Origin of the sequence: Kribbella sp. NPDC049174 (genome assembly GCF_043197365.1) — a bacterium.
In the GTDB taxonomy this organism is placed as follows: Bacteria; Actinomycetota; Actinomycetes; order Propionibacteriales; family Kribbellaceae; genus Kribbella.
On record NZ_JBICSZ010000018.1, the window covers coordinates 1 to 24843 of the forward strand.

Annotated in this window: 31 protein-coding genes; 24 read left to right on the forward strand and 7 right to left on the reverse strand. The window is 67.8% G+C overall.

Annotation, left to right across the window (positions count from 1 at the left end; all coding sequences use genetic code 11):
- The first annotated feature begins 108 nt into the window (after positions 1–108).
- From ACGFIF_RS42845 to ACGFIF_RS42930, 18 genes are all read left to right on the forward strand, one after another.
- The gene (locus ACGFIF_RS42845) at positions 109–309 is read left to right on the forward strand and encodes a hypothetical protein (RefSeq protein ID WP_393163416.1); all 201 of its coding nucleotides are present in this window, start codon (positions 109–111) and stop codon (positions 307–309) included.
- Positions 306–575 (forward strand): hypothetical protein, encoded by a 270-nt coding sequence (locus tag ACGFIF_RS42850; protein ID WP_393163418.1) that lies wholly within the window; start codon positions 306–308, stop codon positions 573–575. Before ACGFIF_RS42845 ends, ACGFIF_RS42850 begins: the two co-directional genes overlap by 4 nt.
- Before the next feature lie 6 nt (positions 576–581).
- Positions 582–821 carry a hypothetical protein gene (locus tag ACGFIF_RS42855; protein ID WP_393163420.1) on the forward strand — a complete coding sequence of 80 codons (240 nt, stop codon included), beginning with the start codon at positions 582–584 and terminating at the stop codon, positions 819–821.
- Positions 808–1317 carry a hypothetical protein gene (locus tag ACGFIF_RS42860; protein ID WP_393163422.1) on the forward strand — a complete coding sequence of 170 codons (510 nt, stop codon included), beginning with the start codon at positions 808–810 and terminating at the stop codon, positions 1315–1317. The genes ACGFIF_RS42855 and ACGFIF_RS42860 overlap by 14 nt, the downstream gene beginning before the upstream one ends.
- Entirely contained in the window at positions 1289–1519 is a 231-nt protein-coding gene (locus tag ACGFIF_RS42865) for a hypothetical protein (RefSeq protein WP_393163423.1), read from the forward strand. Before ACGFIF_RS42860 ends, ACGFIF_RS42865 begins: the two co-directional genes overlap by 29 nt.
- Before the next feature lie 25 nt (positions 1520–1544).
- Positions 1545–1778 carry a hypothetical protein gene (locus ACGFIF_RS42870; protein WP_393163425.1) on the forward strand — a complete coding sequence of 78 codons (234 nt, stop codon included), beginning with the start codon at positions 1545–1547 and terminating at the stop codon, positions 1776–1778.
- A 58-nt stretch (positions 1779–1836) separates the two neighbouring features.
- Positions 1837–2475 carry a hypothetical protein gene (locus ACGFIF_RS42875; RefSeq protein WP_393163427.1) on the forward strand — a complete coding sequence of 213 codons (639 nt, stop codon included), beginning with the start codon at positions 1837–1839 and terminating at the stop codon, positions 2473–2475.
- Positions 2476–2866: 391 nt separating this feature from the next.
- The gene (locus ACGFIF_RS42880; protein ID WP_393163429.1) at positions 2867–3160 is read left to right on the forward strand and encodes a hypothetical protein; all 294 of its coding nucleotides are present in this window, start codon (positions 2867–2869) and stop codon (positions 3158–3160) included.
- A gap of 100 nt (positions 3161–3260) precedes the next feature.
- Positions 3261–3662, forward strand: a complete 402-nt coding sequence (locus ACGFIF_RS42885; protein WP_393163431.1) for a single-stranded DNA-binding protein — start codon at positions 3261–3263, stop codon at positions 3660–3662.
- Positions 3663–3709: 47 nt separating this feature from the next.
- Positions 3710–5164 carry a hypothetical protein gene (locus ACGFIF_RS42890; RefSeq protein WP_393163434.1) on the forward strand — a complete coding sequence of 485 codons (1455 nt, stop codon included), beginning with the start codon at positions 3710–3712 and terminating at the stop codon, positions 5162–5164.
- A gap of 262 nt (positions 5165–5426) precedes the next feature.
- Positions 5427–6674 carry a conjugal transfer protein gene (locus ACGFIF_RS42895; protein WP_393163436.1) on the forward strand — a complete coding sequence of 416 codons (1248 nt, stop codon included), beginning with the start codon at positions 5427–5429 and terminating at the stop codon, positions 6672–6674.
- A 17-nt stretch (positions 6675–6691) separates the two neighbouring features.
- Positions 6692–6943 (forward strand): hypothetical protein, encoded by a 252-nt coding sequence (locus tag ACGFIF_RS42900; RefSeq protein WP_393163438.1) that lies wholly within the window; start codon positions 6692–6694, stop codon positions 6941–6943.
- Entirely contained in the window at positions 6943–7539 is a 597-nt protein-coding gene (locus ACGFIF_RS42905; protein ID WP_393163440.1) for a hypothetical protein, read from the forward strand. Before ACGFIF_RS42900 ends, ACGFIF_RS42905 begins: the two co-directional genes overlap by 1 nt.
- Before the next feature lie 3 nt (positions 7540–7542).
- Complete coding sequence (locus ACGFIF_RS42910; RefSeq protein ID WP_393163442.1) at positions 7543–10083, forward strand: ATP-binding protein; 2541 nt, start codon at positions 7543–7545, stop codon at positions 10081–10083.
- Positions 10084–10085: 2 nt separating this feature from the next.
- Positions 10086–10619, forward strand: a complete 534-nt coding sequence (locus ACGFIF_RS42915) for a hypothetical protein (RefSeq protein ID WP_393163444.1) — start codon at positions 10086–10088, stop codon at positions 10617–10619.
- Positions 10616–12721 (forward strand): hypothetical protein, encoded by a 2106-nt coding sequence (locus tag ACGFIF_RS42920; protein ID WP_393163446.1) that lies wholly within the window; start codon positions 10616–10618, stop codon positions 12719–12721. The genes ACGFIF_RS42915 and ACGFIF_RS42920 overlap by 4 nt, the downstream gene beginning before the upstream one ends.
- A complete protein-coding gene (locus ACGFIF_RS42925) occupies positions 12718–13527 on the forward strand; it encodes a hypothetical protein (RefSeq protein ID WP_393163447.1) in 810 nt (269 codons plus the stop codon). The genes ACGFIF_RS42920 and ACGFIF_RS42925 overlap by 4 nt, the downstream gene beginning before the upstream one ends.
- Positions 13527–14687, forward strand: a complete 1161-nt coding sequence (locus ACGFIF_RS42930) for a hypothetical protein (protein ID WP_393163449.1) — start codon at positions 13527–13529, stop codon at positions 14685–14687. The genes ACGFIF_RS42925 and ACGFIF_RS42930 overlap by 1 nt, the downstream gene beginning before the upstream one ends.
- Before the next feature lie 47 nt (positions 14688–14734).
- Here the strand turns inward: ACGFIF_RS42930 and ACGFIF_RS42935 are convergent, their stop codons facing one another.
- The 3 genes from ACGFIF_RS42935 to ACGFIF_RS42945 form a co-directional block, all read right to left on the reverse strand.
- Positions 14735–15316 carry a hypothetical protein gene (locus ACGFIF_RS42935; RefSeq protein WP_393163451.1) on the reverse strand — a complete coding sequence of 194 codons (582 nt, stop codon included), beginning with the start codon at positions 15314–15316 and terminating at the stop codon, positions 14735–14737.
- Positions 15317–15500: 184 nt separating this feature from the next.
- The gene (locus tag ACGFIF_RS42940; protein ID WP_393163453.1) at positions 15501–15815 is read right to left on the reverse strand and encodes a hypothetical protein; all 315 of its coding nucleotides are present in this window, start codon (positions 15813–15815) and stop codon (positions 15501–15503) included.
- A gap of 263 nt (positions 15816–16078) precedes the next feature.
- On the reverse strand, positions 16079–16507 hold the full coding sequence (locus tag ACGFIF_RS42945; RefSeq protein ID WP_393163455.1) for a hypothetical protein: 429 nt from the start codon (positions 16505–16507) through the stop codon (positions 16079–16081).
- Positions 16508–16643: 136 nt separating this feature from the next.
- Between ACGFIF_RS42945 and ACGFIF_RS42950 the strand changes: the two genes are divergently transcribed.
- From ACGFIF_RS42950 to ACGFIF_RS42970, 5 genes are all read left to right on the forward strand, one after another.
- Entirely contained in the window at positions 16644–17693 is a 1050-nt protein-coding gene (locus tag ACGFIF_RS42950) for a hypothetical protein (RefSeq protein ID WP_393163457.1), read from the forward strand.
- Entirely contained in the window at positions 17693–17998 is a 306-nt protein-coding gene (locus ACGFIF_RS42955; protein WP_393163459.1) for a DUF4326 domain-containing protein, read from the forward strand. Before ACGFIF_RS42950 ends, ACGFIF_RS42955 begins: the two co-directional genes overlap by 1 nt.
- Before the next feature lie 110 nt (positions 17999–18108).
- Positions 18109–18465, forward strand: coding sequence for a hypothetical protein (locus ACGFIF_RS42960; protein ID WP_393163462.1), 357 nt, complete (start codon positions 18109–18111; stop codon positions 18463–18465).
- Positions 18465–18923, forward strand: coding sequence for a hypothetical protein (locus tag ACGFIF_RS42965; protein ID WP_393163464.1), 459 nt, complete (start codon positions 18465–18467; stop codon positions 18921–18923). Before ACGFIF_RS42960 ends, ACGFIF_RS42965 begins: the two co-directional genes overlap by 1 nt.
- 5 nt (positions 18924–18928) lie before the next feature.
- Complete coding sequence (locus tag ACGFIF_RS42970) at positions 18929–19276, forward strand: hypothetical protein (RefSeq protein WP_393163466.1); 348 nt, start codon at positions 18929–18931, stop codon at positions 19274–19276.
- 60 nt (positions 19277–19336) lie between these two features.
- Here ACGFIF_RS42970 and ACGFIF_RS42975 read toward each other — a convergent pair whose 3' ends face one another.
- A complete protein-coding gene (locus tag ACGFIF_RS42975) occupies positions 19337–19525 on the reverse strand; it encodes a hypothetical protein (protein ID WP_393163468.1) in 189 nt (62 codons plus the stop codon).
- Between the two features lie 575 nt (positions 19526–20100).
- Positions 20101–21750, reverse strand: a complete 1650-nt coding sequence (locus ACGFIF_RS42980; protein WP_393163470.1) for a pentapeptide repeat-containing protein — start codon at positions 21748–21750, stop codon at positions 20101–20103.
- Between the two features lie 240 nt (positions 21751–21990).
- On the opposite strand from ACGFIF_RS42980, the gene ACGFIF_RS42985 reads away from it, so the two are divergent.
- A complete protein-coding gene (locus tag ACGFIF_RS42985) occupies positions 21991–23034 on the forward strand; it encodes a tyrosine-type recombinase/integrase (protein ID WP_393163472.1) in 1044 nt (347 codons plus the stop codon).
- Here the strand turns inward: ACGFIF_RS42985 and ACGFIF_RS42990 are convergent.
- Positions 23020–24366, reverse strand: coding sequence for a helix-turn-helix domain-containing protein (locus ACGFIF_RS42990; protein ID WP_393163474.1), 1347 nt, complete (start codon positions 24364–24366; stop codon positions 23020–23022). The two genes, ACGFIF_RS42985 and ACGFIF_RS42990, sit on opposite strands and share 15 nt — an antisense overlap.
- An 11-nt stretch (positions 24367–24377) precedes the next feature.
- Positions 24378–24674 carry a hypothetical protein gene (locus tag ACGFIF_RS42995; protein ID WP_393163476.1) on the reverse strand — a complete coding sequence of 99 codons (297 nt, stop codon included), beginning with the start codon at positions 24672–24674 and terminating at the stop codon, positions 24378–24380.
- Positions 24675–24843: the final 169 nt, after the last annotated feature.

Consider the following 24843-nt stretch of genomic DNA (forward strand, 5'->3'; position numbering starts at 1 on the left):
TCCGGCGCGCTCCCCAGAGGGCACCTGACCGACGAGAGCCCCACCTAACAGCCCACTCCTCGTGATCTTTAGCTTGCTAAAGATCATTAAGTCCGCTAAACTTTCTACATGAAGACAAGCCCTTCGGAATCCACGATCCGCCGATGCATCGGCGGATTCATCAACTGCGGCAATCAGGCACTGCCAGCCCTGGACGTCTGCTACAGCTGCCTCGAAGACGGCTGGGGCAAGGAGTGCCCCAACTGCGGCGTACCCGGGGGAGGCCCCGGCTACTGCTCCGAGGCATGCGAGGAGGCGGACGCGGCATGACCGAGCTGGAGGTCACTGACCCGAACTGGGGACCGCTGGAAATGCACCTGCCGCCGGAGAAATGCGGCGACTGGATGTGGATGAGCCGGGTCCGGACCGGCCGCCGCGTGATCGAGCAGTACAAGCACCGCGAGACCCGCAGCTACGTCTGCCTCGACCACAACGGGAAGGCGTGGCGGCTCCGCCGTACCTGGCCCGCAGGACGTGAACGGTACGTCCGCGCGAACGCAGCCGCCGAGATCGCCGCAGCCTCTGCGGGCTGGTGAACCGCCATGACCACCGACCCAACGCCACAACAGCAAGCGATCGTCGACGCCGTCGACCAGCTGCGCCAAGTCCTCGCCGACGTCGTGCCGTGGACAACGATGCACTACGCCGTCGAGCAATTACGCACCCCGCTGAGAGTGCTACGCCGCGAAGCGCCAGGAATCACCACGCACGACCGCATCCCCCGGCCAACCCCGGCCGCCGACCCCACGCCGGAGGGGAGCGGTAGCGATGCTCCAGCTTGACCTGTTCGGCGAACTCGAAGCCGAACTCACCAGCAACGAACACCAACAGGCAGACTGGCACGCCTGGCTCAAGGCTCCAGCGCGAGCGCTCCCCACGGACTGCGACCAAGGCCCGGCCGGCCAGGTGGTCGACGGCTGGTGGCAGTGCCCAGCCTGCGGAGACATCGAGCTCAGTGCCGCCACACTTCACCAGCGCCACGGGTTCAGCGCCGACCTCAACACCGAGCGCCCTTTCCCGTCGTACTGGCTCGGCCCCTACCTCAGCCGTTGGGGCTGCGGATGCATGTGCTGGAAACTCCGCCTCCTCTACGAATGGGCCCGCTACCGCGCCCGCACCAGCGCGAGCGATAGCGCCTTCGAAGAGGACTGGAATCGGTTGCATCAACCGCTTGACAATAATAGTTCTATTCGGGAGAATAGAACTAATAACGAGATCCGAAACCAGTACGAGAGTGAGGTTGCCGCCCATGACGCAGCTGAGCGAGCCGGGAGCTGACTCGACCGGAGAGGAGATGTTCGCCCGCGGCCGCAACGCCGGATGGGACGCCTCGAACTTCGCGGTGGCCTACGGGGGAGACACCTTCGACCTCGAATCTCTGCAACAGGAGCACGGAACCGACTACGTCAACGGCTTCGCCGAGGGCGTCTACCGCTACCTCAACGGCCAGTGGCAAGACGGCACGCCCCGCGAGGCGTGAACCCGATCCGACGGAGAGGGAGAACATGACCGACCACTTCCCGCTGAAGCCGCTCTGCGGCGCGACCACGGAATGGACCCACGGAGACATCACGCTCCCCGTCTACTGCGTGATGCGCAGCGAGCACTGGTGCCACGAAGGCCCGATCGTCGGAGCCCCGGGAGCGGTGAACTGGCACATCTGGCGGACCGAGCCTGCCAGTCAGGAGACAAAAGAGACAAAAGAGGCAGCGGACCAGTCGGTCCGGATCGACAACTGACAAAAGCGGAGCGCCCGGTCACGGGGCCGGGCGCTCCGCCCAACCAAGGAGCAGCAGCATGCAGGGCTTGACCATCAAGGCTGAGCAGCTGGGGACTCTGCGAGTCTCCTACACCGACGAATGGGACTACGGCACCACGATCTACGAGGTAGACGGCCCCCGCGTCACCGGCGTATTCACCATCGGCGCCGAGGTCCACGCACCCGGCGAGTACGACATCGACCCGGACGGCAAGCGCCTGCGAGTCGCCTTCGGCCGCCGCCGCCCGGGGGAGACCACCTTCTGGGGGAGGAAGGACCGGCCCGGCGTACCAAGCGTCAACGGCGTCGAGCTGTATGGCTGCACCTGGGTCGATCTCGCGACGCTGCGCACTCAGAGCCTCAGCCGCCGCACACTGCCTGTCATTCACCGCGCCGACCCGTACGGCCCCGTCCCCGACGCCACGGCTCAGCGAACCGCTCTCGTCATCGACGCCCTGGCCTTGCACTGGCTGGGTCGACCAGAGAACTACGCGCTGCGCCTGCACGCGGCCCATGCCGAGGTCGGGTATGCCGTCGCCCAGCATCGCGACGCCCTGGCGAAAGCCCGAGCGGACCTAGAGGACGCGCGGGCGCGGGTCGCAAGGTTCGAGGCCAGCACCGCCGGAGCCCAGATGTTCGAACTGGTCCCCACCGCCCCGCAAGCGATGGCCAGCTGAGCGAGCGCCCCGGGCTACGGCCTGGCGGCGCGGGAGTCGAAGTCGAGGGCATCGAGCCCTCAACCACGACGCTGCCGCTCTCGGGCCGGGCTGGTCAGAACACCAGCCCGAACAACAAAGGACCAGGACAAGACCACAACCCCGAGACAGCCGGCGGCCACCAGGACCGGGGAGGGGCAGCGGTGACACAGCCTCCCGCGCCCCTCCCCGCACCAGCCGTCACCGAGCGCAAGGCCTGACCGACTGCAACAACCTGCAACTTCGCTCAGATCAGCAGCCAGTAACCCGCCACACCGGCTAGGGTCCCCAAACGTCGAGGAGACAAAAGAGACAATGAGAGGCCGTCCAAGCCGAGCGCGCCGCTGCGCTCTCACCCAAGGAATCTGCCCACGTGAGCGACGAGAACCTGCCACCGCCCACCCCAGCGCCGAAGGCGCAAAAGTGGCGCATCCAAGCGTGGATCTACGACGAGGACGACGACTCGCGGATCCGCAACGCGATGTGGGCTGTCGGGCACCGCGAAGGCTACGCGGATCTGAGCGACTTCATCGTCCGCACCATGCTCGAAAAGGTGGAAGAGCTCGAGGCCAAGTACAACAACGGCCGGCCCTTCCAGCCACCCACTGCACAACCCCGCGGCCGCGGCCGCGGCCGGTCACTGCGTCCCGGAAAAGCCGTCGAGTAGCCACTCCACGCATCATCACCACGGGCTCCATCGGAGCCGCTCTCGGCCGGCGCCCCAGCACAAACCACCAGCCAGTGAGCCACTCCGAGAGGACTCTGTCATGACCATGCTCCACACCTTCGTCGGCAACGTCACCCACGACCCCGAGATCCGCACCACCAAGACCGAGAAGGTCGTCGCCGAGGTCAAGATCGCGGTCACCGAGCGGTGGCGCGACGAGAAAGGCCAGTGGCAGGACAAGCCCACCGTGTTCTGGCCCGTCCAGGCGTGGCACGAGACCGCCCGGGCGATCGGCGAGCAGGTCCGGGTCGGTTCCAAGGTGATCGTGGTCGGCGAGATCGAGTACCAAACCTGGCCCGACCCGGAGACCAAAGAGACCCGCAGCCGACGCTACATCCGCGCCGTCCACATCGGCCTGACCCTCGGCAGCCAGCCGCGCAGCCACACCGCCCCGCGGGAGACGCCGCCCGAGACCGCTGAACCGTCATGGGCCGACGCCTAGATCAGCGGAGACGCCGCCCCCTCACCCCTGCGAGACGAGGACTGTTCATGACCAGCTCAACCGGCGAGCGCACGCTCGAACTCGTCCCGGATCCGAACTCCAAGAACTACGACGCCATGACCACCGACGAGCTCTACCGGGCCGCCTACGCCTGGATCGAGAAACAGCGCCACGAGCTCGGCGACTACCCAACCCAGGACTCGGTCGGCGCAGAGTTCGGCAAGTCGCGCAGCTGGGGAAGAGACCGAGTGAACGACGTGAAGCTCATGGACAAGACGAGGGACGGCGGCACCGAGCATGCCACCGCCGAACCGATCGACAAGGGACTGCCCGGTGAAACCGCGGACCCCGTCGCAGAGGAAGTCTCGTCGGCCGCCAGCCACCTCGAGGTCGACGTCGAGCTGAACGCCTGGCCCGTCGCCAAGTGGTCGAAGCCGATCGGTCCTCAGTCGCTCGTCGAGATCATTTCCGGACCGCCGCAGCACCTGGTCGAGCCTGCCGTACCGGTTCCTCTCGGCTACGTGGCGCCCGCACAGCAGCCGGCGCCAGTAGTGCCGCTGCCGGTGGCTGAGGCGTCCAGGGTCGAAGAGCCAGTGGCGCAGGTACCGGCCGACGCCGAAGAGACGCCGCCGGGCCCGACGGCTGCGGAGGTGCTCGCTGCGAGCGTCACCGATGACCATCACCGCCATCTGAAGTGGCTCATGTACGGCTTCTACGGCGTAGCGGCCGCGGCCGCGCTGACCGGCCAAGTCTGGGCAGGAGTCGAGAAGATCCCGTTCCCTGACAGCTTGCCGATCTGGGCCCGAGCCGCAGCTGTCGCACCGGCGTTCGCGGTGATCGAGTTCGGAGGCGTCGTCACCGCCGCCGCAGCGGACCTCCGCCGCCGGCTAGGGGAGCGGGCCACCGGTTTCAGGATCATGTCGTTCGGTGCGGCCGCGGTCGCAGCCGGATTCAACCTCGTCGGTCACTGGGGCGATTGGTTCCCTGCCATCGGATTTACCGGACTGTCGGTCTTCGCTTACGTGCTTTGGTTGCTGTATTCCGAATCCGGCAGGCGCGACGTACTGCGCAACGCTGGCCTCATGGCGCGGCCGGCGCCGGTCTACAGCACGGTGCAGTGGCTGCGAGAGTTCCGGCTGACCGTGCAGGCGCGGCGACTGGCCATCGAGTTCGGCTATGGGACACACGAATCGCTCCGGAAGGCGCGCGAGGCGAACCTCGCGACGGCCGCGGAACACCGGGTCGAGCTCGAACGGCAGCAGGAACAGAAGCGGCAGGATCGCCGCCGGGCGGCGATCGCGAAGGCGATCGAGCGCCGAGTGCGGGCCCTGTCCAAGGATGACATCGGCGCAGAGATCGCGGTCACCACGATCAACCTCGATCGGGTCGTGGACGAAGCCGAGCGCCGAGTCGACTACGACGGCTGGGGAGAACTGATCGAGAGCGATCTGCGCCCCTTCGCCTCAGACGCGACTGGCCAGCGACAGGCGCCGTCCGCGTGAGCGGGCGAGGCCGGAACACGGGGGCCGAGTCATCATGCGGAAACAACCAGACAGTGTCCGAAGAGTCACATATCGTCAGCTTGTCGCGGCGATCGTTGACCGTGGCAACAACGGGGAATTGGCAGCCAAGCCGCACAGGGCCCGGGTCGTGCGCACACAGACTCGGAGCCGACGGCAACTACCAATCCCCGGGCAGTTCCCAGGCACCCCGGCGATCCCGGGACAACGCCGCCGCCAGCGGCACACGAGGCAGGAGGAATCGATGAGCGTGCTGCGGAAGCTGCTCGCTATGCCGGACAAAGCCGAGCAGGCCGCCCCGCCCAACGGGTCGAGTTCGCCGTGGGCCAACCAGGCGCCGGTCAACAACGCCACGGCTCCGGCACAGTCCGCCAACGGGCAGCAGCACCTTGTACAGCCGCAGCAGGCAGACGTGTTCCTTGTCCCCGAAGACGGTCTCCCGCCTGGATTTGAGCCGTGGCCGTTCGACGACAACAACCCGCCACCGCCCGGATTGGTACCGAACTACATCGACACCACCCCCGACCAGAGCCCCGCGCGCCACGAGTCCGGGCGATCGGAACGGATGGTCGCCAGCTCTCTGCGCGAGCAACGGCCAGCGTTCGAGGTCGTCGACGAACGGAAGCCCAGCCCAGCTGCGAAGGTCCTGCGCTACCTACTGCTGTTCCTCGTCGTCATCCTCTGCCTCACCGGCATCAGGGCGATCATCTGGCCGTACGGCGTGGGCCGCTCCGGGCCACCTGTCACCACCGAATCGGGATCGACCTTCCCAGCAGGCGAAGCCAGTCAAGTTGCAACCAGGTTTGCGACGTCGTATCTGACCTGGGACGAGCGCAACCGGGACGCCCGCGCCTCAGCCATTGGCCTCGATCTCGCGCAAGGCCTCGACGCGGCCGCCGGCTGGAGCGGTGAAGGAGTGCAGACGGTCGCCGCGGTTTACCCCGGCGAGGTGAAGACCGACAATGACCACCAGGCGCACGTCGTCGTCCTCGCCCGGGTCGTCCCGTACAAGGGCGCAGGACAGAACTGGACGGCGCTGCCGGCCACCTGGCGGAGGCTGTCGATCCCCGTCGAGGTAGGCCCAAGCCGCGTTGTTGTGACCGGAACCCCGGCGTACCTGGCTGATGTTCCCGGCTCGGGATCGGCCAACCAGCCGGAGCCCGTCGAGGCCGACGACCAACTGACGGCATCCACCGAGGCAGACGCCCGGGCGTTCTTCTCCGCCTTCGCCACCAGCGACGAGGCCACCGCCGCGATCACCGCGCCCAGCGCCAAGATCCGCAGCTTGAACAAGACGGTCGAGCTGCTGGAACTGAAGAGCTGGACCGTCCAACTCGGCGATGCCGACCGCCGCACGGCCAGGGCGAGCGTCACCTGGAAGGCGGCCGGTACGACGACAAAGCTCACTCAGGACTACGGCCTGACCCTGATTCGCTCCACCGCGGCCGACGGCACCCAGCGGTGGCAGGTCGCTGAGATCACGAACAACTAAGCGAGGAGAACATAGTCATGCTGGACCAACTCATCGTCATGGCCGCACCGACCGGCGTCGGCGTACGCGACTGGATCTTCTCCGTCGCCGCGACGATCTTCGCCATCGTGGTCGTCATCCGCAGCGTCCAGTACTACGCGCAGCGGGAGTGGGGCTACCTCATCGGACACATCGCCGCGGGCGCGATCGTCGCCGTGATCGTGCTTGCGAACGGATCGTTCATGAACGTTCTGAAGGAGATCGGCAACCTGATCCTCGGGACGTCCTGATGCGGCAAGGCAGAACGCTCACCAAGCACCTCAACCTCGAAACGCGCCAGTACGACCTGCTGATCATCGACCTGAACGAGGGAACGCCCCGCAAGCAGCTGGTCCTGTCGATGGTGTCGTTCCTGCTGTGGTGCCTGTTGCTTGCGCCATTCCTGAGGTTCCCAGGTCCAACCGAGGTCCCCTTCTACATCGCCCCGCCGGCGCTGTTCGCCTACTTCGCCTGGCAGAAGAGCCCCAGCCACGACGGAAGGCGGCACCGGCTCACGGACTGGGCCATCCGGGTGCGCTATGCCCTCGTCGGTCACCAGCCGGTGATCTCGCTCGGGTCCCGCAAACCCAGCCCGACTGAGCTGATCCCGTTGCGCGAACGACTGCCGATCGATTCGGTCTGGAGGTTCCTGGACTTCCGTCAAGGCCCGACGACGGCCTGGACCAGCAGCAGGAAGCGATCGAACCGAGAGCGCCTTCCAGCCGCGCCGGCGGTCGAGATCTACCAGAGCGTCCGCCTGTTCGACGCCGCCCAGATCACTGCCGCCCGAGACAAGTCGGTGCGCCAGCTCACCAAGCAGCAGCGACGCATCCCACAAGGAGCATGAGTCATGAACCGCCTACTGACGCGAGGCCTCGCCGGGCTCGGCTTGGGCAAGGACCGCTCGGAACCGCCGACCCGGCTGATCGCCGCGGCCGACGGTCTGCTGGTCAGCGAGAGCCGCGCAGAAGCCTGGTACCTCATCCCCACCGCCAACAGCGACCTGTCAACCGAAGCAGCCCGGGATACCGAGCTGGACGGCGTCGTTCGATTCGCCATGCGATACCTCGTCGACCGCGAATGCCACCTCAAAGTGGTCTGGGGCCGGGTCTCCGGACTGGCGTACGCCGACGAGGTGGTCGGCCGGTTCGTCAACGGGGATGGTGAGAGGTGGGCCGAGCAGCGGGGGGCGCGGATCGACGCCGACAACCTTCCCCAGCGCTACGTGCTGCTCGGCGTCAAGCTGACCGATCGCAACCCCCGCAAATCAGGGGGCCAGAGCGTCATCTCGGAGGCCCTCGGGACTACCACGAAGCAGGTGCCGCTCGACGAGCTCGCCTACCTATCCGGACAGGTCCGCAAGATCGGCCAGGCCCTCGCCCGGTCGCCGTGGCGGGCACGACTGGCCAGCATCGAAGAGATCTCCTGGATGATCTCGCGCGAAATGCACCGCGATGCCGTGGCCGTACCCAAGGCAGGCTCGATCACCGGCGCTCCGCTGGGACGGCTCGCCGCCGGCAAGATCCTGCCCTACAGCGACCACCTCGAGATCTACGACATCCGGGACCAGGTCGCCGCGTACTCCGCGGTCTTGACGATGGACGAGTTCGACGAAGTCCTCGAGGTCCCCGGACCAGGAGAGTGGCTGCGAACACTGTCCGAGGTCTCCTACGTCTCCACCGATGGCATCGAGCAGAACGTCAACGTCGACGCATCGGTCCGGTTCACCGTGCTCCGCCCCAAGGAGTCCGGCAAGATCGTCAGCGAGTCGAAACGCTCGGCCAAGGAACAAGCCCGCAGCGCCAGCCGCGGATCCGCCGGAGCGCCATCGGACGAGGTCGCCGAGACCGAAGACGTGATGTCACAGCTGCAGCGCGACATCAAGCGCGACGGCATCACTTTGGTCGAAGACCACCCACGGCTGATCGTGACGTGTGGATCCATGGAGGAGCTCGAGGTCCACGTGGACGCCGTGATCCAGCACTACGCCGAGCGCGGGATCGCAGTGAACATCGGCGCGAACGAGCAGCGCGACCTGTGGCTCGAATCGCTGCCGGGCGATCGCCTGCGCGTTCCCGACCTGGGCCACGTCCGCGAAGCCAGCGCCTTCTTCGGCAGCTCGTTCTGGTGTGGATCCCGGGTCGGAGACGCGGCCGGGCCGGCGATCGGCGCGCTGACCGGAAGTACGCCGGGCATCGTCCGGTACGACGTCGCGGCTGGCGCCGGCCAGAACGACGCGACCACGACCGCACTCATGGGCCGGTCCGGTCGGGGGAAGTCCACAGCGATGATGCTGATGTCGCTGGACGCCGCGATCAGCGGAGCGTGGTCGGTCATCGTCGACCTCAAGGGCGACCTGGCCGGGGTCGTCGACGCTGCACGCGACTACGACATCCCGTCGGCTGTCACCGAGATCTCGCCGAAGCACTCCGCTGCCGCGGACATGTTCCGGTTCCTCGCCGCCGATCAGGCCGTACTGCAAATCCCCGCCCAGCTGATGCTGATCGCGCCGCGTGAACTGCGAGCGGGCGCTGAATCACTGATCGTCGATGCGGTCCGGGCTGAGGCGACCGGGAGCGAACAGCCCACAACGTACGGCGTCATCCAGCGTCTGATGGCCAGCGAAGACTCGCAGACGAGCCGCCTCGGCCGGGCGCTCTACGGCCTGACTCAAGATGGCATCGGCAGCATCGTGGCCGGGCCACCATCCGGACTCGAAGACCCGCTGAGCAGCGAACCCGGCCTGTGGCTGGTCCAGCTACCGAACCTGATCCTGCCCACCCCCACCAGTGACCCCGACCAGTGGACCCCGCCCGAGCGGGTGAGCATGGCGGCACTGCGCGGTGTGCTCACCTGGCTGATCAACACCAGCGGCAACCCGGCGATCCGCAGCAGGGCAAAGGTCATCGGCATCCCAGAAGTTCACCTGCTCGACAAGACCAACGATGGAGCGTCGTACCTCGACCGCAGTGCCCGGATGGGCAGAGCGTTCGGTACGTCTCTGGTGCTGGACACGCAGGACTCGGTCACGATTACTGGCAACCCCGGGCTTGTGGAACAGATCAGCACCTGCTTCGTGTTCTCGCTGCGATCCCAGGAGCAGCTCAGCGGAGCGGCCGCACTCCTCGGACTGCCCGACCATCCGACCACCTACAGCCTGATCCGCAACATCAACACCAACCCCGACCGGTCGATCAGGCACGGACACTGCCTGATGCGTGACCGGCACGACGAAGTCGCGACGGTCCAATGGGAGTACCCCAGCGACGCCGTACGGCGCCAGCTCGACACGAGCCCAACCACTGGCCAGGGGCACCGGCCCGAGGAAGAGCAGGATCTCGGCGAGTACGACGAGTTCGACGAGTACGACGACGAGGAAGGGGTGGCCTGACCGTGGCTCCGCCCGCCGAAGGACAGCCCGCCACTCGGTCGCGACGCCGCCTGATCCTGATCGTCGTCGGCGCACTCATCATCGTGGCGATAGCCACGGTGATCGGGATCGTCGCGCTGACCGGCGACGACAACAAGAACGCCAGCCGACCCGACCAACGCGACCAAACAGCGATCACCTACGTGGACGCCATCAACACAGGCGACCCAGCCACGGTCTGTCGCCTTGAGACCGAGCGGCAGCGCAACAACAGCCAGGAAGCCTGCGAGAAGGAGAACGCTTTCATGCGCGGCCGCAATGTCAAGGCCGACGACCCGAAGGTGGTTGCGAGCAAGCAGCTGGCCGAGGGAACCGGCGTCGTAGTCGAGTACCACCTGACGACGGGTGGCAGCACGCCCAGCCACGACGTGTTGCGCCTGGTCCAGCAAGCCGACGGATCCTGGCTGATCGACGAGGCTGACAGCGCCGACGCCCAGGCGATGGCCAGCGGCGACCCCATCGGAAACGTCCTGGGCGAACGGAGGGAGGGACAGTGAACCGCCGCCGACTCGCGCTCGGAGTCCTGATCGTCGCCACCATCGCAACCGCCGGCCACGCGTTCGCGACCGGAACGGCCGACCCGCAGCCGACGCCAACCACGCCCACAGGGGTTGGCGATCTGCTGCCGACCCCGGACCTGACGCACGGCGACACCCGGAACCTGTTCGAGTCCTACAGCGCGATGAACTACTACCTCGACTCCGATGAGGGGAAGGTCCCTGACGGCCTCAACGGGCTGCTGACCACCTACGCCAACCTGATGATGGTCTATCTCATCGCGATCGTCCGCGGCGCGATCTCGGTCGGCTGGTGGCTGTTCAGCCTCACCGACATCAAGGAGGTCAGCAACGCCACCACGGGCATCATCACCTCCGCGAGCTCCGCGCTTACGACCTGGCTGCTACCCGCCGCGCTCGCGTTCGGTGCGGTCGTCGCCTACGCCCGTCACCGCGGATCCCGCGAAGGTGGCGGCTTCAGCCAGGTGCTGTGGGTGATCGCCTCTGGCCTTCTCGCAATCTCCTTTACCTCCGGCGCTTCGCTGTGGGTCAACGGGATCGACTCAGCTCGCCAAGTGGGCGCAACCGCCGTCATGGACGCCTCGACCCGCTCGATCACCAGCAACAACACAGAGCCGTTCGAGATGCCCGCACCGTCGTACGCCTCCGGCAGCCAGCGCGACAGAATGCTGCGTCAGTCCGCCGACGCGACGTGGCGGGCCTTCGCCGTCACGCCGTGGTGCCTGGCAGAGTTCGGCTCGCTCGAGGCCTGCAAGCGGTACGGCAAGGCGATCCTCGACCGCGGTACCGATATCGAGAAGCGCAAGCAGTACATCAACCGTGAAATCCAGCGGGCCGAGGGCGGCTCGGACAGTCCCACGGTGAAGTGGACCAAGGGCGGCAGCTCCGTCCAGCGAATCGGCATCGTGTCGCTCGCACTGGTCGCGGCTGCGATCTTCGCGGCCCTGTCCATCGCGCTGTGCTTCGCCGCACTCATGGCGTTCATCGGCGCGCTACTCCTTCTCGTGACAGGAGTGTTCTTCGCGTGCCTGTGGGTGATCCCCGGCCGGCCACGGCAGTGGGGGATCAACTGGTTCGAGACGCTGATCGGTCTCGTGCTGCAGTCGATCCTCGCGCTGTTGGTCTTCGGCACCACTTTGTCGCTGGTCACCGCGATCTACAGCCTGTCAGGAACGATGGGATGGCTGCCGACCAACGGACTCGTGCTCGCCGTCCTGTTCGCAGCCTTCCGGCTGAGGCGGATGCTCGAAGGCGTCACCCAGATGATGCGGCCCGGGATCGGCAGCAGCGGACTCATGGGCGCGATGGCGATGCGCCAAGGTGCCCGGCTGGCCAGCAGCATCTTCCGATCCTCGCGCGGCCAGTACAGGAGCACCAGCAACAGGAAGCGGCCCGGCAATGGATGGCCGACCGAGACCCGGACACCGACCCCGAGCGACGATGGACGGCTCCGGCCACCGCCGCCGCGTCCGCCGGCGCCGGGTGAGCCTCAACCGAGCGGTGGTCCGCGGTTCCCGCGGCCTGGTGGTGGTCCGAAGGCCGGGGGAGGACCTGGTCAGCTGTCCGAGAGCGCACGTGTCGACGTACCGAAGGACCCGGGTCACGGAGACGACCAGCTGGCGGCACCCAAGCCGCGGAAGGTGACCGCCGAGACGGCTGGGAAGGATCGTCACGCGGTGACCGCCGGCGACCCGGAGAAGATCGCAGCGAAGACACCCGCCACGAATACACCGGCGCCGACGCCGACGGCAACCGCGCAGAAACCGGCGCGCAAGTCGAATCCCACGGCTGATCGGCTGCCCACCCACAAGTCGCCGCGAGCGGTCGAGAAGAGGACTGAACGACCCGAGGGCGAGCAGATCCACACTCCGGCGCGCGCATACCGGCCGGGTCGAGCAACGAGCCGGTACGAGACGTCCCGGCCCAGCACTCCGACCCTGCGGGAAGGCCCGCCACCACCCGGTGCACGGCTCCGGCCAGTTCGGCAGCAGCAGCGCACTTTCCGCGTCTACAACACCGAGCCGAGGACGAGCGGCCCTGACCGGCAGGAGACCGAGCGCATCCCGGAGCGAACGAGATGACCGAGCAGCCGCAACGTCCCGACGACTGGCGGGATCTGCTCAACTCCGACTACGACTACCCCGACGAACTGCTGGAAACCGACTCCGGCCGGGTCCGGCGCCGCAACAAGCGGAGATGGCGGAAGGCCGATCGCCAGAAGCGGGCCGAGTGGATCCGCGACGAGCGACGCAACCAGGAAGCCGTCAGTCCTGGCGTCGTGCTCGGCGCCGTAGTTGTCGTGCTGATCCTCCTCGTGGGCTCGGCATATGTCGTCCCGAAATGGCTCACCAAGGACAACCCCGGCGCCGACAATGACGGAGGTGTCACATTGCTGCGCCCGACCGAAGGGGCTGCTGCTACGCCGACGGCCACCCAGCCCACCGCGAGCACCAGCAGCGGCCCAACGGGCACTCCCTCGACCAGCCCTAGCCTGAGTGCGGCTCAGGTCGGGGGAGTGCTGCAGAAGTGGGCCAAGCAGTTCTACACCCGCCAGCCAACTGCCGAGAGCTACGACGCCCTCGTCGACCGGATGGAGCCCTACTTCACCGACGACGTACGGGAGTCATTGAAGAGCGCCGGCGACCCGACGTACGACGCGCTCGAAGCCGACGGCGGCACCTCGCGGGTTGCCCAGACCAGCGTGACGCTCCCGCCCGCCACCGGCGCTGCTCCCGCCGACACCCCGACCCGCATCACCCGCGTTGTGGTCGTACAGATTGTCGTCACCGGGAAACGGCCGACCCAGTTCGCCTTGCGCGAGCTCGTCACGGTCGTGCCCGACCGCGGCTCATGGCGGATCAGCGCGATCGCCGGGCAGAGCGGCTGATGTACGACGAGGGGGACCTCGCCAAGGCGGGCAGCAGCGGCGCAGCGCTGCTGTCTCGAGGAGCGATGGTCAAGGTCGGCGCGGTCGCGGCGCTGCTGTTCATCGTGGCCCTGTTCGCACTCGCCCCAGGCGCGAAGACCAACACCGTCGCCGCCGGCTGCCCGACAGAAGTACCGGGCTCCGGCACCGACCAACCCGAGGTCGACGCCAACCTGCGCACCCAGCAGATCGAGTACGCGAAGCTGTTCGACCGGATTGCCATAGAGAAAGGAATGCCGGGCCGGGCGACCCTGGTCGCACTCGTCACGGCCCTGCAAGAATCCCAGATCAGGAACCTGCCCGACGGCCACGCCGACTCGGTCGGGATCTTCCAGCAGCGCCCTAGCGCAGGCTGGGGTACGCCGGACCAGCTGAAGGACGAGGAGTACGCGACCCGAGCCTTCTTCGGCGGCCCGTTGCCGCCGAGCCCACCAGGACTGAGCGAGATTGACGGCTGGTACGACATGCCGCTGACCGAAGCAGCCCAGGCAGTTCAGGTCTCGGCCTTCCCGAACGCCTACGCCCGTCATGAGGCCACCGCCCGCGCGATCGCGGCCGCTGCCGGCATCGACCTCGACCGCCCGGGAGACCCGTACGCCGGACGCCCGGTACGACCGGGTGCCACCACCGGACCGGGCGGCAGCCAGACCAGCGCACCGATTCTCGATCCCTGCGGACCAACCGACACCGGTCCGATCAACGGCACCTGGCCACCGGAACCCTGCAGCGTCGTACCCGATCCGACCAACGGCCGCGGATGCGTCACACCCCGCACTGCAGCGTGGATCGCCCTTGCAAAGAAGGCGCTTCCCGGGCAAGGGATGAGCTGCTGGGACGCCCACGACTGGAACCCGACAAGCGATCACCCCCGCGGCCGGGCCTGCGACATGATGACCGGCCGAGATGCCCGCAAGAACGCAGCGGAGAAAGCCAAGGGCGACCACATCGCCGCCTGGATCCTCAGCACTGCAGGCCAGACCGGCGTGCACTACGTCATCTGGTACGGACAGATCTGGTCCGCGAGCACCGGCAAGTGGAAGCCATACAACGGCGGCGGGGTCTACAACCCCACCGATCCCAACGGCGGGCACTTCAACCACGTCCACGTATCGCTGTACTAGCAAGGCCGTAGAGCCAAGCAGGGCGGCCGCGGCCGCCCTGCTTGGCTCTACCCGGTGGTGAACTCGAGCTCGGCCAGGCACCCGACGAGCTGGCCGGCCCGCACAGTGCGCTCGATCGCGTCGACGTCGAGCCCGTTCGTCCAGCGATGGACGTTGAGAGGCCCGAGGTACAGCGCGAACTCGCCCCGCCGGCGTACGCCGGTCAGCCACTGCTCAGCCAGCTGCATGTCTTCAATGTCAGCGAGCAGCGAGCCCCCAACGGTCATGACCAGTTGCCCGGTCACCAGACCTGTCGACGGATCCACCGGGACCTGCGGAGTGAACTGGCAACGGACATCGGTCGGCCGGGCTGTGGGGTCGGTGTCGAGCTGGGTCACCAGTTCCCATCCAGCCTTCAACCGTGACTGGGTGATCATGCTGACCTGATCGCCGGACTCGGACGCAGTCGAGACATCAACGTGGAAGGACACCCACAACAGCGGACGGTCGCCTTCGGGAAGCGACAGCAGCGTCGCGAACGCGCTCACCGAATCGGTGGTCTGACCGTCGGTCTGCATCAGCAGGCGCGCCTCATCCTCGGACAGTCGCACGACCTGCGAACCCGAACACTTCGAATGAGTCACGATCATCACGGCCACCTGCCCGGGCAGAGACTCAGGTGTAGCGAGAGCGACCACAGCGGCGTCATCTCCTGGAGGATCAACCGGCCCCTGGCAGACGGAGCAGGTACCGCCGGTTCGCGCGACCTCGGCCTGTAGCTCAGCGATCTTCTCGGCGCTCAGCAGCTCGGCGACGTCCTCAGCGATGTGCACCTCAGACGCCTGCATCCAGCTGGCGCTGTCGAGCGTGCCAGTCATCCCGTGGTGAGGTGCCAGCATCGTCGGCTGGTTCCCACCAGCTCGGTACGTCCCGATCGTTCGCGATCTGCGAAGCCCACCCCGGAGTGCGTCCCGAACGCTCGGCGACCAGCAGCCCACGGACCCCCTCGATGACTGCCCCCTTGACCGCTGCCTTCTGGAGCTCGCGCAGCTGCCCCACCTCCTCGAGAATCTCCTGAATCCGCCGCGCGATACCTCCGACGTCGGCCAGCACCTCAGCCTGACGCTCGGTGAGCTCCCTGTTGACCATCCCAAGAGTTTAGTCATCTAAAGAACATTTAGGAAGCTGGAGGGCGGCTCTCCCGTCGGTCAGGTGATGCCTGAAAGCCACAGCGACCGGAGGCCTGTCCAGTTGCCGGAGGCCGAGCTTCGCGAGTCTCGACAGGCAGCCGGAAGGCGTGCTCAGGATTATTCAACTGAGCGATCGGAAGAGCCCTGCTCTCCCAGAGAGGGGCGGGTCCGGGCAGAGCCCGGACGGCTTCCCTTCGGTGCCCTCGGCGCGCCAAACAGCTGTCAGCGTTGCGCTAGCCTCGCCCTGCCGAACGAGCCGGCGACAGCCATCCCACGGCGGCGGAGTTCCTTCGTCGGTGGCTCGGCTTCCGCCTTGGCTTCGACGCAAGACCGGTGTTCCCATTGGCCCGTCGGCGGCCAAAGAGCGCCTTCGGTCCCGGCCTTCGCGGGCTGGTCGCAGAATGGGCAGCCGCCGTCGCGCCGCAAGACGATGACCATCAGTTCCCACTGCTCGCGGTATGGGTGCGGCGGTACGACGCCGCCGGCGGCGGCGGCAGTGATGACCGCGCACTCCCGATCGGTCAACCCGATGCGGACGCCGAACCGCTGGCGCTTCTCAACAACGCTCAGCACTCGTCGTACGGCGGTGGTCTGGTCGTGCTCCAGGCGGCGCGCGAGTTCCAGGACTTGCGCATCCGTCAGTTGGGTCATGGGCCTCAAGTTATCGACGTTCGATCGCAGACCTGGCGGGCCGGGACGAGACTCGCCGACTGTGTTGTAAAGCTGTTGGCAGAATTGGCACGGCATTTCGCGTTTGGCACTGTGCCATTTGTGCCATACTGTCGATATGACTCCTCCAATTCCGCTGTCACAGTGGGCCGAGCAGAACGGCATCCCGCGCCGTACGGCGTACAACTGGGCGAAGAACAACAAGCTCCCCGTACCGTTCCACCGCACGATCACCGGCCGGGTCATGGTCCTGACCGACGACGAGGAACAGGACCACGCCGACCGGCTCCACCCGTTCAGCCAGGCGTACGCCGAGGCGCTCAACTTGCCAGCCGCCGTCTACACCGGAGCCAGCTACTACTCGCAGGTGCTCGACGCCTGGGGCAGCGATCTGTACGACACCGTCGACCCCGAGCTGCGGCCGGCCGTGCTGCACCTGGCACTCCCAGCCGCCTGCAACCGGCCGAAACGGGACGTGTTTTTCCGCCTGGCCGACTGGCTCGCTCGGGTCGAGCCCGCCGCCTGGTACGCCGAGACCGGATTCCTGAAAGCGGCCTGGATGCTGCGCGACCGGCCGGTCATCAAGGACGCCGACAGCTTCCTGCGGGGCTGGCCGACCGGCGCGCACTCGTTCGAATGGCGCGACCAGCTGGACGACGTCGTGGAGGAATACGCCGAGCAGAACGCCGCCAGTCCCGACGACGAGGAGCCCGCGCTCGAGCTGGTCGCCGAGTACGGCCTGATCGCGCTCGACAATGCTGGGTTCGTCTGGCGCCGCGAGTCCATGCGGAACGCGATGGAACCGCTCGCCAGGCAGCGCGCCGGCGACAAGACGGTGGACGTGCTCGGCCCGGACCGCGGGGACCTGTGGGACCTGAAGGCGCTGCTCAACGAGCCGATGTACACCACGGTCCGGCCCGCCGCTCGCGCCACGGCTCGCCTGCTGTGCGCCCAGACGGGCGTCGCGCCGACCGATCCCGCACCGGCCGATGGACACCCGGTTTACGACCTCGCCTACCCCGCCTGCAAGGCCGCCGTCCGGGCCGCGATCGCGCCCCTGCTGCACTCCGCGCACGTACGCGAGATGGAGGCGTTCCGGCTCGTTGCCCTGGGCAAGCCGTTCCCCGAGCTGCCGACCTGGCTGCGGCCGGTCGACCAGGAGATCTGATGCTCGGCGCGGCACCGGCCTACCGGGTGAAGCTGTCCCGGGCGGCCGGTGCCCGGCTCCCCGCCGATGCCGTGTCGGTCGCCTGGCCGACGAAGTGGCACAACCCGCACAAGCCCGTACGTCGGTCGCCGGAAGCGAACGCGGCCGCCGTCGCGGCCTACCGAGATCACCTGCGCGGACATCCCGAGCTGGTCGAGGCCGCCCGGGTCGAGCTGCTCGGCAGGCGCCTTGCGTGCTGGTGCCCGCTCGAAATGCCGTGCCACGCCGACGTCCTGGCCGCCGTACGCGACGGCCTCGAGCCCTGACCTGCCGCTCCGGACTGTCGGTTCGGTACGGCACCGTGAAAGATGCAGGAGGCGGCCGGGACCGCCGGTAACGGCCCCGGCCTCTCGCCACACTACGAGAGGACCAACCGATGAGCAGTGACGAAGAACTGGTGAAGCTCGCAGACGACGTCTACGAATGCGTACGGGCGCTGAACCACGGCACGTTCCGGACGACGCCGGCACCGCTGGTGTACGCCCTGACCGGCAACCTGAAGGCGGCCGGGTGGGGGCTCTCCCAGCTCGCTGAGCAGCTGGGCAGCGGCCTGCGCAGGTCGCTGGACGAGTACGACGTGTACGACAACAACCGCGAACCGGCCGAGAGCGTCGACCAGGCGCAGGCCCACCTGCAGCACGCCGCTCATTTGGCCCGCGAGCTGGGCCAGGCGTTCGAGCAGGCGCAGGGCGCGATCAATCAGCAGGGTTACAACACCGAGGGGGACCGCTGATGGCGACCTGGCCTGACACCACCGAATCGCTCCCGCCCGGGGATCACCCGTACGGCGTCGCGCTGTGGCTCTTGGGGAGGCACGAGCAGCTGGCCGAGCTGGTCGACCGGCTGCCTGGTGTCGTGTCGATCGAGGGCGGCGAGCTGGGCCTGGAGCTGGACGTCTTGGCCTCGGCGTTCGCGGAGTACGACGCCTTCCAGGCGGCCAGGGAGGAACGCTTCGGCTGGAGCACGCCCGACGAGAGCGCATGGGAGCGCTGGCACGCCTCGCTCCCGAAGCGGAGCGCGGCCACGGACGAGCTGCTCGTGATGAGCGGCAGCGAGCTGGGTCGTCTGCGGTTGCTGGCCACGCTGTCGGGCGCCGGGGCCCGACTGTCCATCGGCCACCACCTGCGCAGCTTCGACGCCGAAGGCCAACGGCTGCTGGGGGACTGGCTCGACGCCGTACGTCAGGGCTGACCCCCATGAGCGACCACGACCGGATCATGCGTGAACTCGCCGAGGAGAACGTCGTACACGCGGCTGAGGAAGCAGCGGCCGGGATCCAACGCCTCGTCGTGTTGCATGACCTCCAACCTGACCAGCGCGACGAGTTGGCCGAGCTGACGACGTTCGTTGAGGACGTCTGCGCCCGGAACGGGATCGAGTACGTCGGCGGGGTGGGGACGTCGCTGCGGCCGGCGGAGTGGCAAGGACCGTCCCGCACGACCTGGCGGTTCGGGCCACCGACCTCGGCGGCCGATCTGGCGATCGTCCGCGTCAGCGTGGAGGAGCGCTATCCGGCGTGGCCGATCGAGGCCGACGACTACTGACGTTTGCTGCGAGGGCCCCGCCGTACCCACTGCAGGGCCCTCGCGGAACGTCGGACCAGGTCAGCGCCTCCGCAGGGCGAGGGCACCGAGCAGGCTGCAGGTGGCGCCCCAGGCCGCACCGACCGCCATCGCCGCTTCGGGCTTGGCGATCATGGCGGCCCAGCCGACCACGGTCGCGGCGAGGATGAGCAGGAGGAGCCGATCCGGGCGGCGCGGTGGCTCGTCCGGCGGGCTTGGACTTAGGCTCACGAATGAACCTCCGTTCTCGAATGACTCCGGGACTGGTTGTTCATCGAGGCGGTTCGGGTGGCCACCCGAACCGCCTCACTTCTAGTTCGCACCGTAGAGCAGATCCGCAGGACCTTGGGCGAATCACGAGCCGAGCTGTCATACACGAGCTGCCGCTCCCTTCGTTCTGCTGCCAGGGAAGGGCCCTGACGAACCGATCTCCGAGGCAATTGCTGACACGTCAGGTCTTATGACCTGGCCGGCAGCCTGCCTCGGCCGGATAGCTAACGTCGCGTCGAGCGCCGGATCCGGGTGGGACGTCGACCGTGTCGCGCTGTTCGGCGCCTCCGTTCCGATATCGCCTCAGATCGGGTGGGAATTCAACCCGCCCGGGCATCCGCGCGACTGAAGGTGTGTCAGCTGGGCGGCTCCTGCTCACGTGCCGGGGCCGCAGCGCCGGTGATAACGACTGTTACAACAGGGCTTCGGGAAGTCGGGAGCGCTCGGGGTGGGGCATCGCCCGGTCGGCGGATCCACAAGGTTCGCGTCCCATACGAACGAACGGTTCTAGGCGCCGCTCCATCCGAGGTCGGCGATCAGTTGGGTGGGCGAGCGTCAGGAGTGGTCCGACTCATCCAGCCCGATAGCTTCAGGCCCGCGGGCGGGGCTTCAGGAAGGCCCTTTGGTGCCGCGCCGCTGGACTGGCGGGTTGCGGCGGACAGGTCAACTTCGCCGCCGGAGTACGCTGCGCGGCTGAAGTCGACGGTGCCGCTGGAGAATACCGCGCGGCTGAAGTCGACGGTGCCGCCGGAGAACTCCGCGCCGCTGAAGTCAACGGTGCCGCCGGAGAACACCGTCCCGCCAATGAGGGTGGGGGTCGGCGGCGGGCTGGTAATGCTCATGCTCATGGCAAGGTCCATTGGGTCGTAGCCGACGAAGCCGCCGAAACTGATAGTGCCGCCGTAGATCCTGGCGCCGCTGAAGTTGAGGGTGCCAGCGGAGATCTTCGCGTCGCGGATGTTCACGGTTACGACGCCTGTGAACGACGCGCCGCCGAAGTCGACGGTGCCGCCGGAGAACTCCGCCCGGCTGAGGTCGACGGTGCCGCCGAAGCCGATCATCGCGTTGGCGAAATTGACGGTGCCGCCGGAGAACTCCGCCCGGCTGAAGTCGACGGTGCCGTGGTTGAAGTCGACCCTGCCGAAGTCGACGTTGCAGCCACTGCGGAACACTGCGTCGCCGAAACTTACGGTGCCGCCGAGGAACTTCGCGTCGCGGAAGCCGACGGTGCCGCCGGAGAACACCGCGCCACCAAAGTTCACGGTGCCGCCGGAGAACGGGGCCCAGGGGTCGGAGTTCTCGGTGTCGCCGGAGAACTCCGCGCCGCTGAAGTCGACGGTGCCGCCGGAGAACTCTGCGCGGGTGAAGTCGACGGTGCCGCCGGAGAACTTCGCGCCGCTGAAGTCGACGGTGCCGCCGGAGAACTCTGCGCGGGTGAAGTCGACGGTGCCGCCGGAGAACTCTGCGCGGGTGAAGTCGACGGTGCCGCCGGAGAACTTCGCGCCGCTGAAGTCGACGGTGCCGCTGGAGAACTCCGCGCCGCGGAAGTCGCCACCGTCGAAGACAGCTCCTGTGAAGTCGAGGCCATGTCTATGCCACGTGCGGGTGGCCCCGGCCTGAAGATGCGCGGTGATGAGGCGGATCACAGTGAGGCGAACCTCCCGTTCGCCGGGTTCGCTGGTCTCCGGGTCGTAGGGCAGCCGCAAGTAAGCGCTGAGCACGTCGATGCACTGCTGCCGCTGCTCGGCCCAGTCGTCCGCAAGTCGAGCCATCGCATAGATGCCGGCGAGCCGGACAGCGGCTTTGTGGTGACCAATGAGTTCGGCGGCGTCTTGGTAGCGGCTGCTGAACAGTCGATGGTCGTCACGGTGGCTGCTGGCCTCTTCAACGCGCGCGCGCCGGTAGCCGACGATAAGAGCAACGGCAGCTCCTACGCCCGCTGCCAGCCCCAAGGCGATCTTCACCATGTCTGCGAGCAACTTCTGCTGGTCGGGCGTTGCCGTTTCGGGATGCGGCGCGACGCCAAGCAGCCAGGCAAGGAACAGATAGAGCGCCACAGCGCCGCCAGCCGCCGCGACCACAGCTACAGCGGCCTGGAGGACCAGAGGTCCCATGGACGGCGTTCGTCCTAGTTCACGGCCGCGGCCGCGAAACAGGCGCAGCGCGCGTTCACGCGAGATCACCACGGTCCCCTCTTCACAGTGGCATCACAGTGACGCACTGCATGCCGGATTCCACCGTGCCGGGACTGTGGTCGCGTGTCTACCAGCGACAGCGGGTTCATCCGTAGTCGGTAGCGGCTGAGGAGAGCCGGTGATAACCACCTGTATCACCGGGAGAACGCCGCCGGCGGCCGCGGATCCCCGCTCAGCAGGTCACGACACGCCCGCCCGGATCCCGGACCACGAAATGCCCGTTATCACCGGGTGGCGGACGTCGTATGGCGCTGCAGCGTCGGCGCCGAGTCCTACCGTGATCGTCATGCACCCGCCTACGCTGTCGCCGAGGGCCGAGACCCCGGCGGCGACCTCCTGGCCGCCGGAACGGCCGCGATGAGCCCGGCCGCCCTCGTCCTGGCGGGGGAGCATCCGCTGGCCGGCCAGGTCCGCGACTTCCTCGCCGATCAGGAGTTCGCCGGGAAGGCCGCGCACACCATCCGCGCGTACCGCGGCGACCTGGCCCAGCTCGCCCAGCACCTGGACGACGACGTGACCGGAGTCGACGCCGCCGTACTGCGGTCGTGGTCGACGTCGATCGCCAACCTCAAGCAGTCGACCCGCGCCCGCAAGCAGGCCGCCGTCGCGGCGTTCCTGCGCTGGGCGGTCCGCCACGAACTGGTCGAGGCGAACCCGATGGATCGGTTCGACCGGGTCGCCGTACCGGAGGGGATCCCGCGGCCCGTCGACCCCGCGCGGATCGACCGCGTCATCGGGGTCATCCCGAAGGGCAAGCTCCGCGACCGGCTGCTGTTCGAGATCCTGAAGACCACCGGCTGCCGGGTCAGCGAGGCACTCGGGGTGTACGTCGAAGATCTTGACCTCACCCCGGGCAACGAGCACGTCCTGGTCCACGGCAAGGGCGGCCGGATCCGGATCCTGCTCCTGGACGACCAGAAGCTCATCAACCTGCTACGCCGCTTCCTCCGAGAGACAGGCTGGACCCACGGCCCGCTGTTCCGCGCAGCCCGGAACTGGACCGGGCGCCCGCTGACCTACAGCACCGTGCAGGAGATGTGGTCGACGTACCGGGAGCTGGCCGGCGAGCCGGAGCTCGAGCTCCACCAGCTGCGGCACACGCACGCGACCGAGCTCACCAAGGATGGTGTCAGCCCTCGCACGATCCAGAAGCGGCTCGGCCACCGGCGGCTGCAGACGACGCTGGTGTACGCCGAGCACTCCGACGCGACAGCCGACGCCGAGCTGCGCGCTCGTCAGCGTCGCCGGGCGGGTCAGCGCTCAGCTGCCGTCTGACCGGCCGAGCAGCCGTTGCAACAGCCCCCGCGGGGGACCCTTCTTCCGATGCTTGGGACGGTACGAGTCCGGCCGCCCTTGCCCCGCATCGGCGGGGCCGGGGGGCTGCGGCTTCATCCGGACCGTCGCGGCGGCCGCAGCCGCCGGGGAGGGCTTGGACCGGCGAAGAGCTGCAGCCCGGTCGGCAGTCTCGGGGTTGCGGACCAGCTCGACGTACCGGGCCGCATCCTTGACGGTCTCGACCAGCTGCGACGTTCCGTCAGGCGAGCCGATTACGTCGCCGTACGTCTCGCTCGGGATCACTGGCCGGTACGTCGGGAGCTGGATCTGCAGCGTCATCGGCCAGGGCCGGTCCGGCGTCTCCAGCCGGAGGCCCAGGTCCAGCCGCAGGCCGGAAACCTCCGCCGGTGAAGCCACCCAGATCCCAAGCTCGATCTCGCCGCGACGAGCGACCTTCGGGAGCAGTGCCATGGCGCCCGCCATGCTGTGTGTCGGGCCGATGCTCAGACCGACGATGCCGTCGATCATCTCCATCCGGCCGTTGTGCCTGTCCCGCCCGACCCAGACCATGCCGCCCGAGAGGGCCCGGTCATACACGGTGACCCGGAAGACGACGCAGTGGCGGCCGCGACGGCGGCCGAGGTCGGTGTACGTCGGCCGGGAGCTGATCTGCAGCACGGGCGGGTTCTGCGACCAGACCCGTTCCAGGCACTGGGCAAAATGGCGCTGTTCGGCCGGGGTCGCGCCGAGGGCCGTCACCAGCGCGTCGAGCTTGGTCGGCCGTCGCTCGCCCGCCAGCCAATCCCGAATGGTCGACTTCGCGAGGCGCACGTTCGTTGCCCGGCACCGTTCCTCCATCTGGCGCAACGAGATGGTGCCGGTCCGCTCGCCGAGCATCCGGATTCCGCGGACAAGATCCTGCGCGGTCTCCGCCCGCTGCAGGAACGCGCCCAGCGTTGCAGGGCGGTCGTCGTCCATCACGAGCTGCCGCGCGGTCGTCTGCGCAGCCGCGGCGTCCTGGAGTTTCGCCGCCGGCGGCTCGTTGACGCCCTTGGACAGGAATAGCTCGTGCTGCATCTGGGTCGCCTGCCAGAACTGGTGCCAGCGCTCCAGGTCGCCGCCGCCGCAGCCGATCAGGAACGTCTCGACCTGCTTCCACGGCGGCAGGTCGAGGGCGTTCGTGACGCGCGACAACGTGCTCTCCGCGTAGTGCGTCACTGCGGAGAGCTGTTTCAGTGTGAGGCCGGACTGGCGGCGGACGTCCCGCAGCGCTTCGCAGAAAACGCGAAGGTGCTGCGGGCGTTCCGCCAGCGGGACCTCCCGCCGGGGCATCCTCGAACGGCCTACCGGTCGCGGCGGCCCAGGTACCTACGGCGTACCGGGAAGGCGCCAACCATCCGGACGTACGCCGTCGTCACGGCCGCGGTGACCGCAGCGATGAACGCGGCGATCGCGACCAGGTCGTACCCCAGCACGGCCAGCGCCAGCGCCAGCGTGAAGGCGCAGACGCAGGTCGTCTGGGCGACCGAGACGGCGTCTGCCGGCGGCAGGGCCGCCGACATGATGGGGTGGCGCCGCCGGTACGGCGGCCACCACTCCGGGCCCGGCGGTTCCGCCGGGGGCAACACGATGCGAGACATCGCGTTCTCCTTTATGGGTTTGTGTCGAAGGCCCCTCGCTGTTGCGAGGAGCCTGGCCTGGGCGTCTTCCATCGCGACCACGGCACAGTTCGCGCTGTGCACTGGTCTAGAAGGTCTAGAACCCGAGACAAACCCTAGTCATCCACGTCGACAAACACCTACTCCAGCC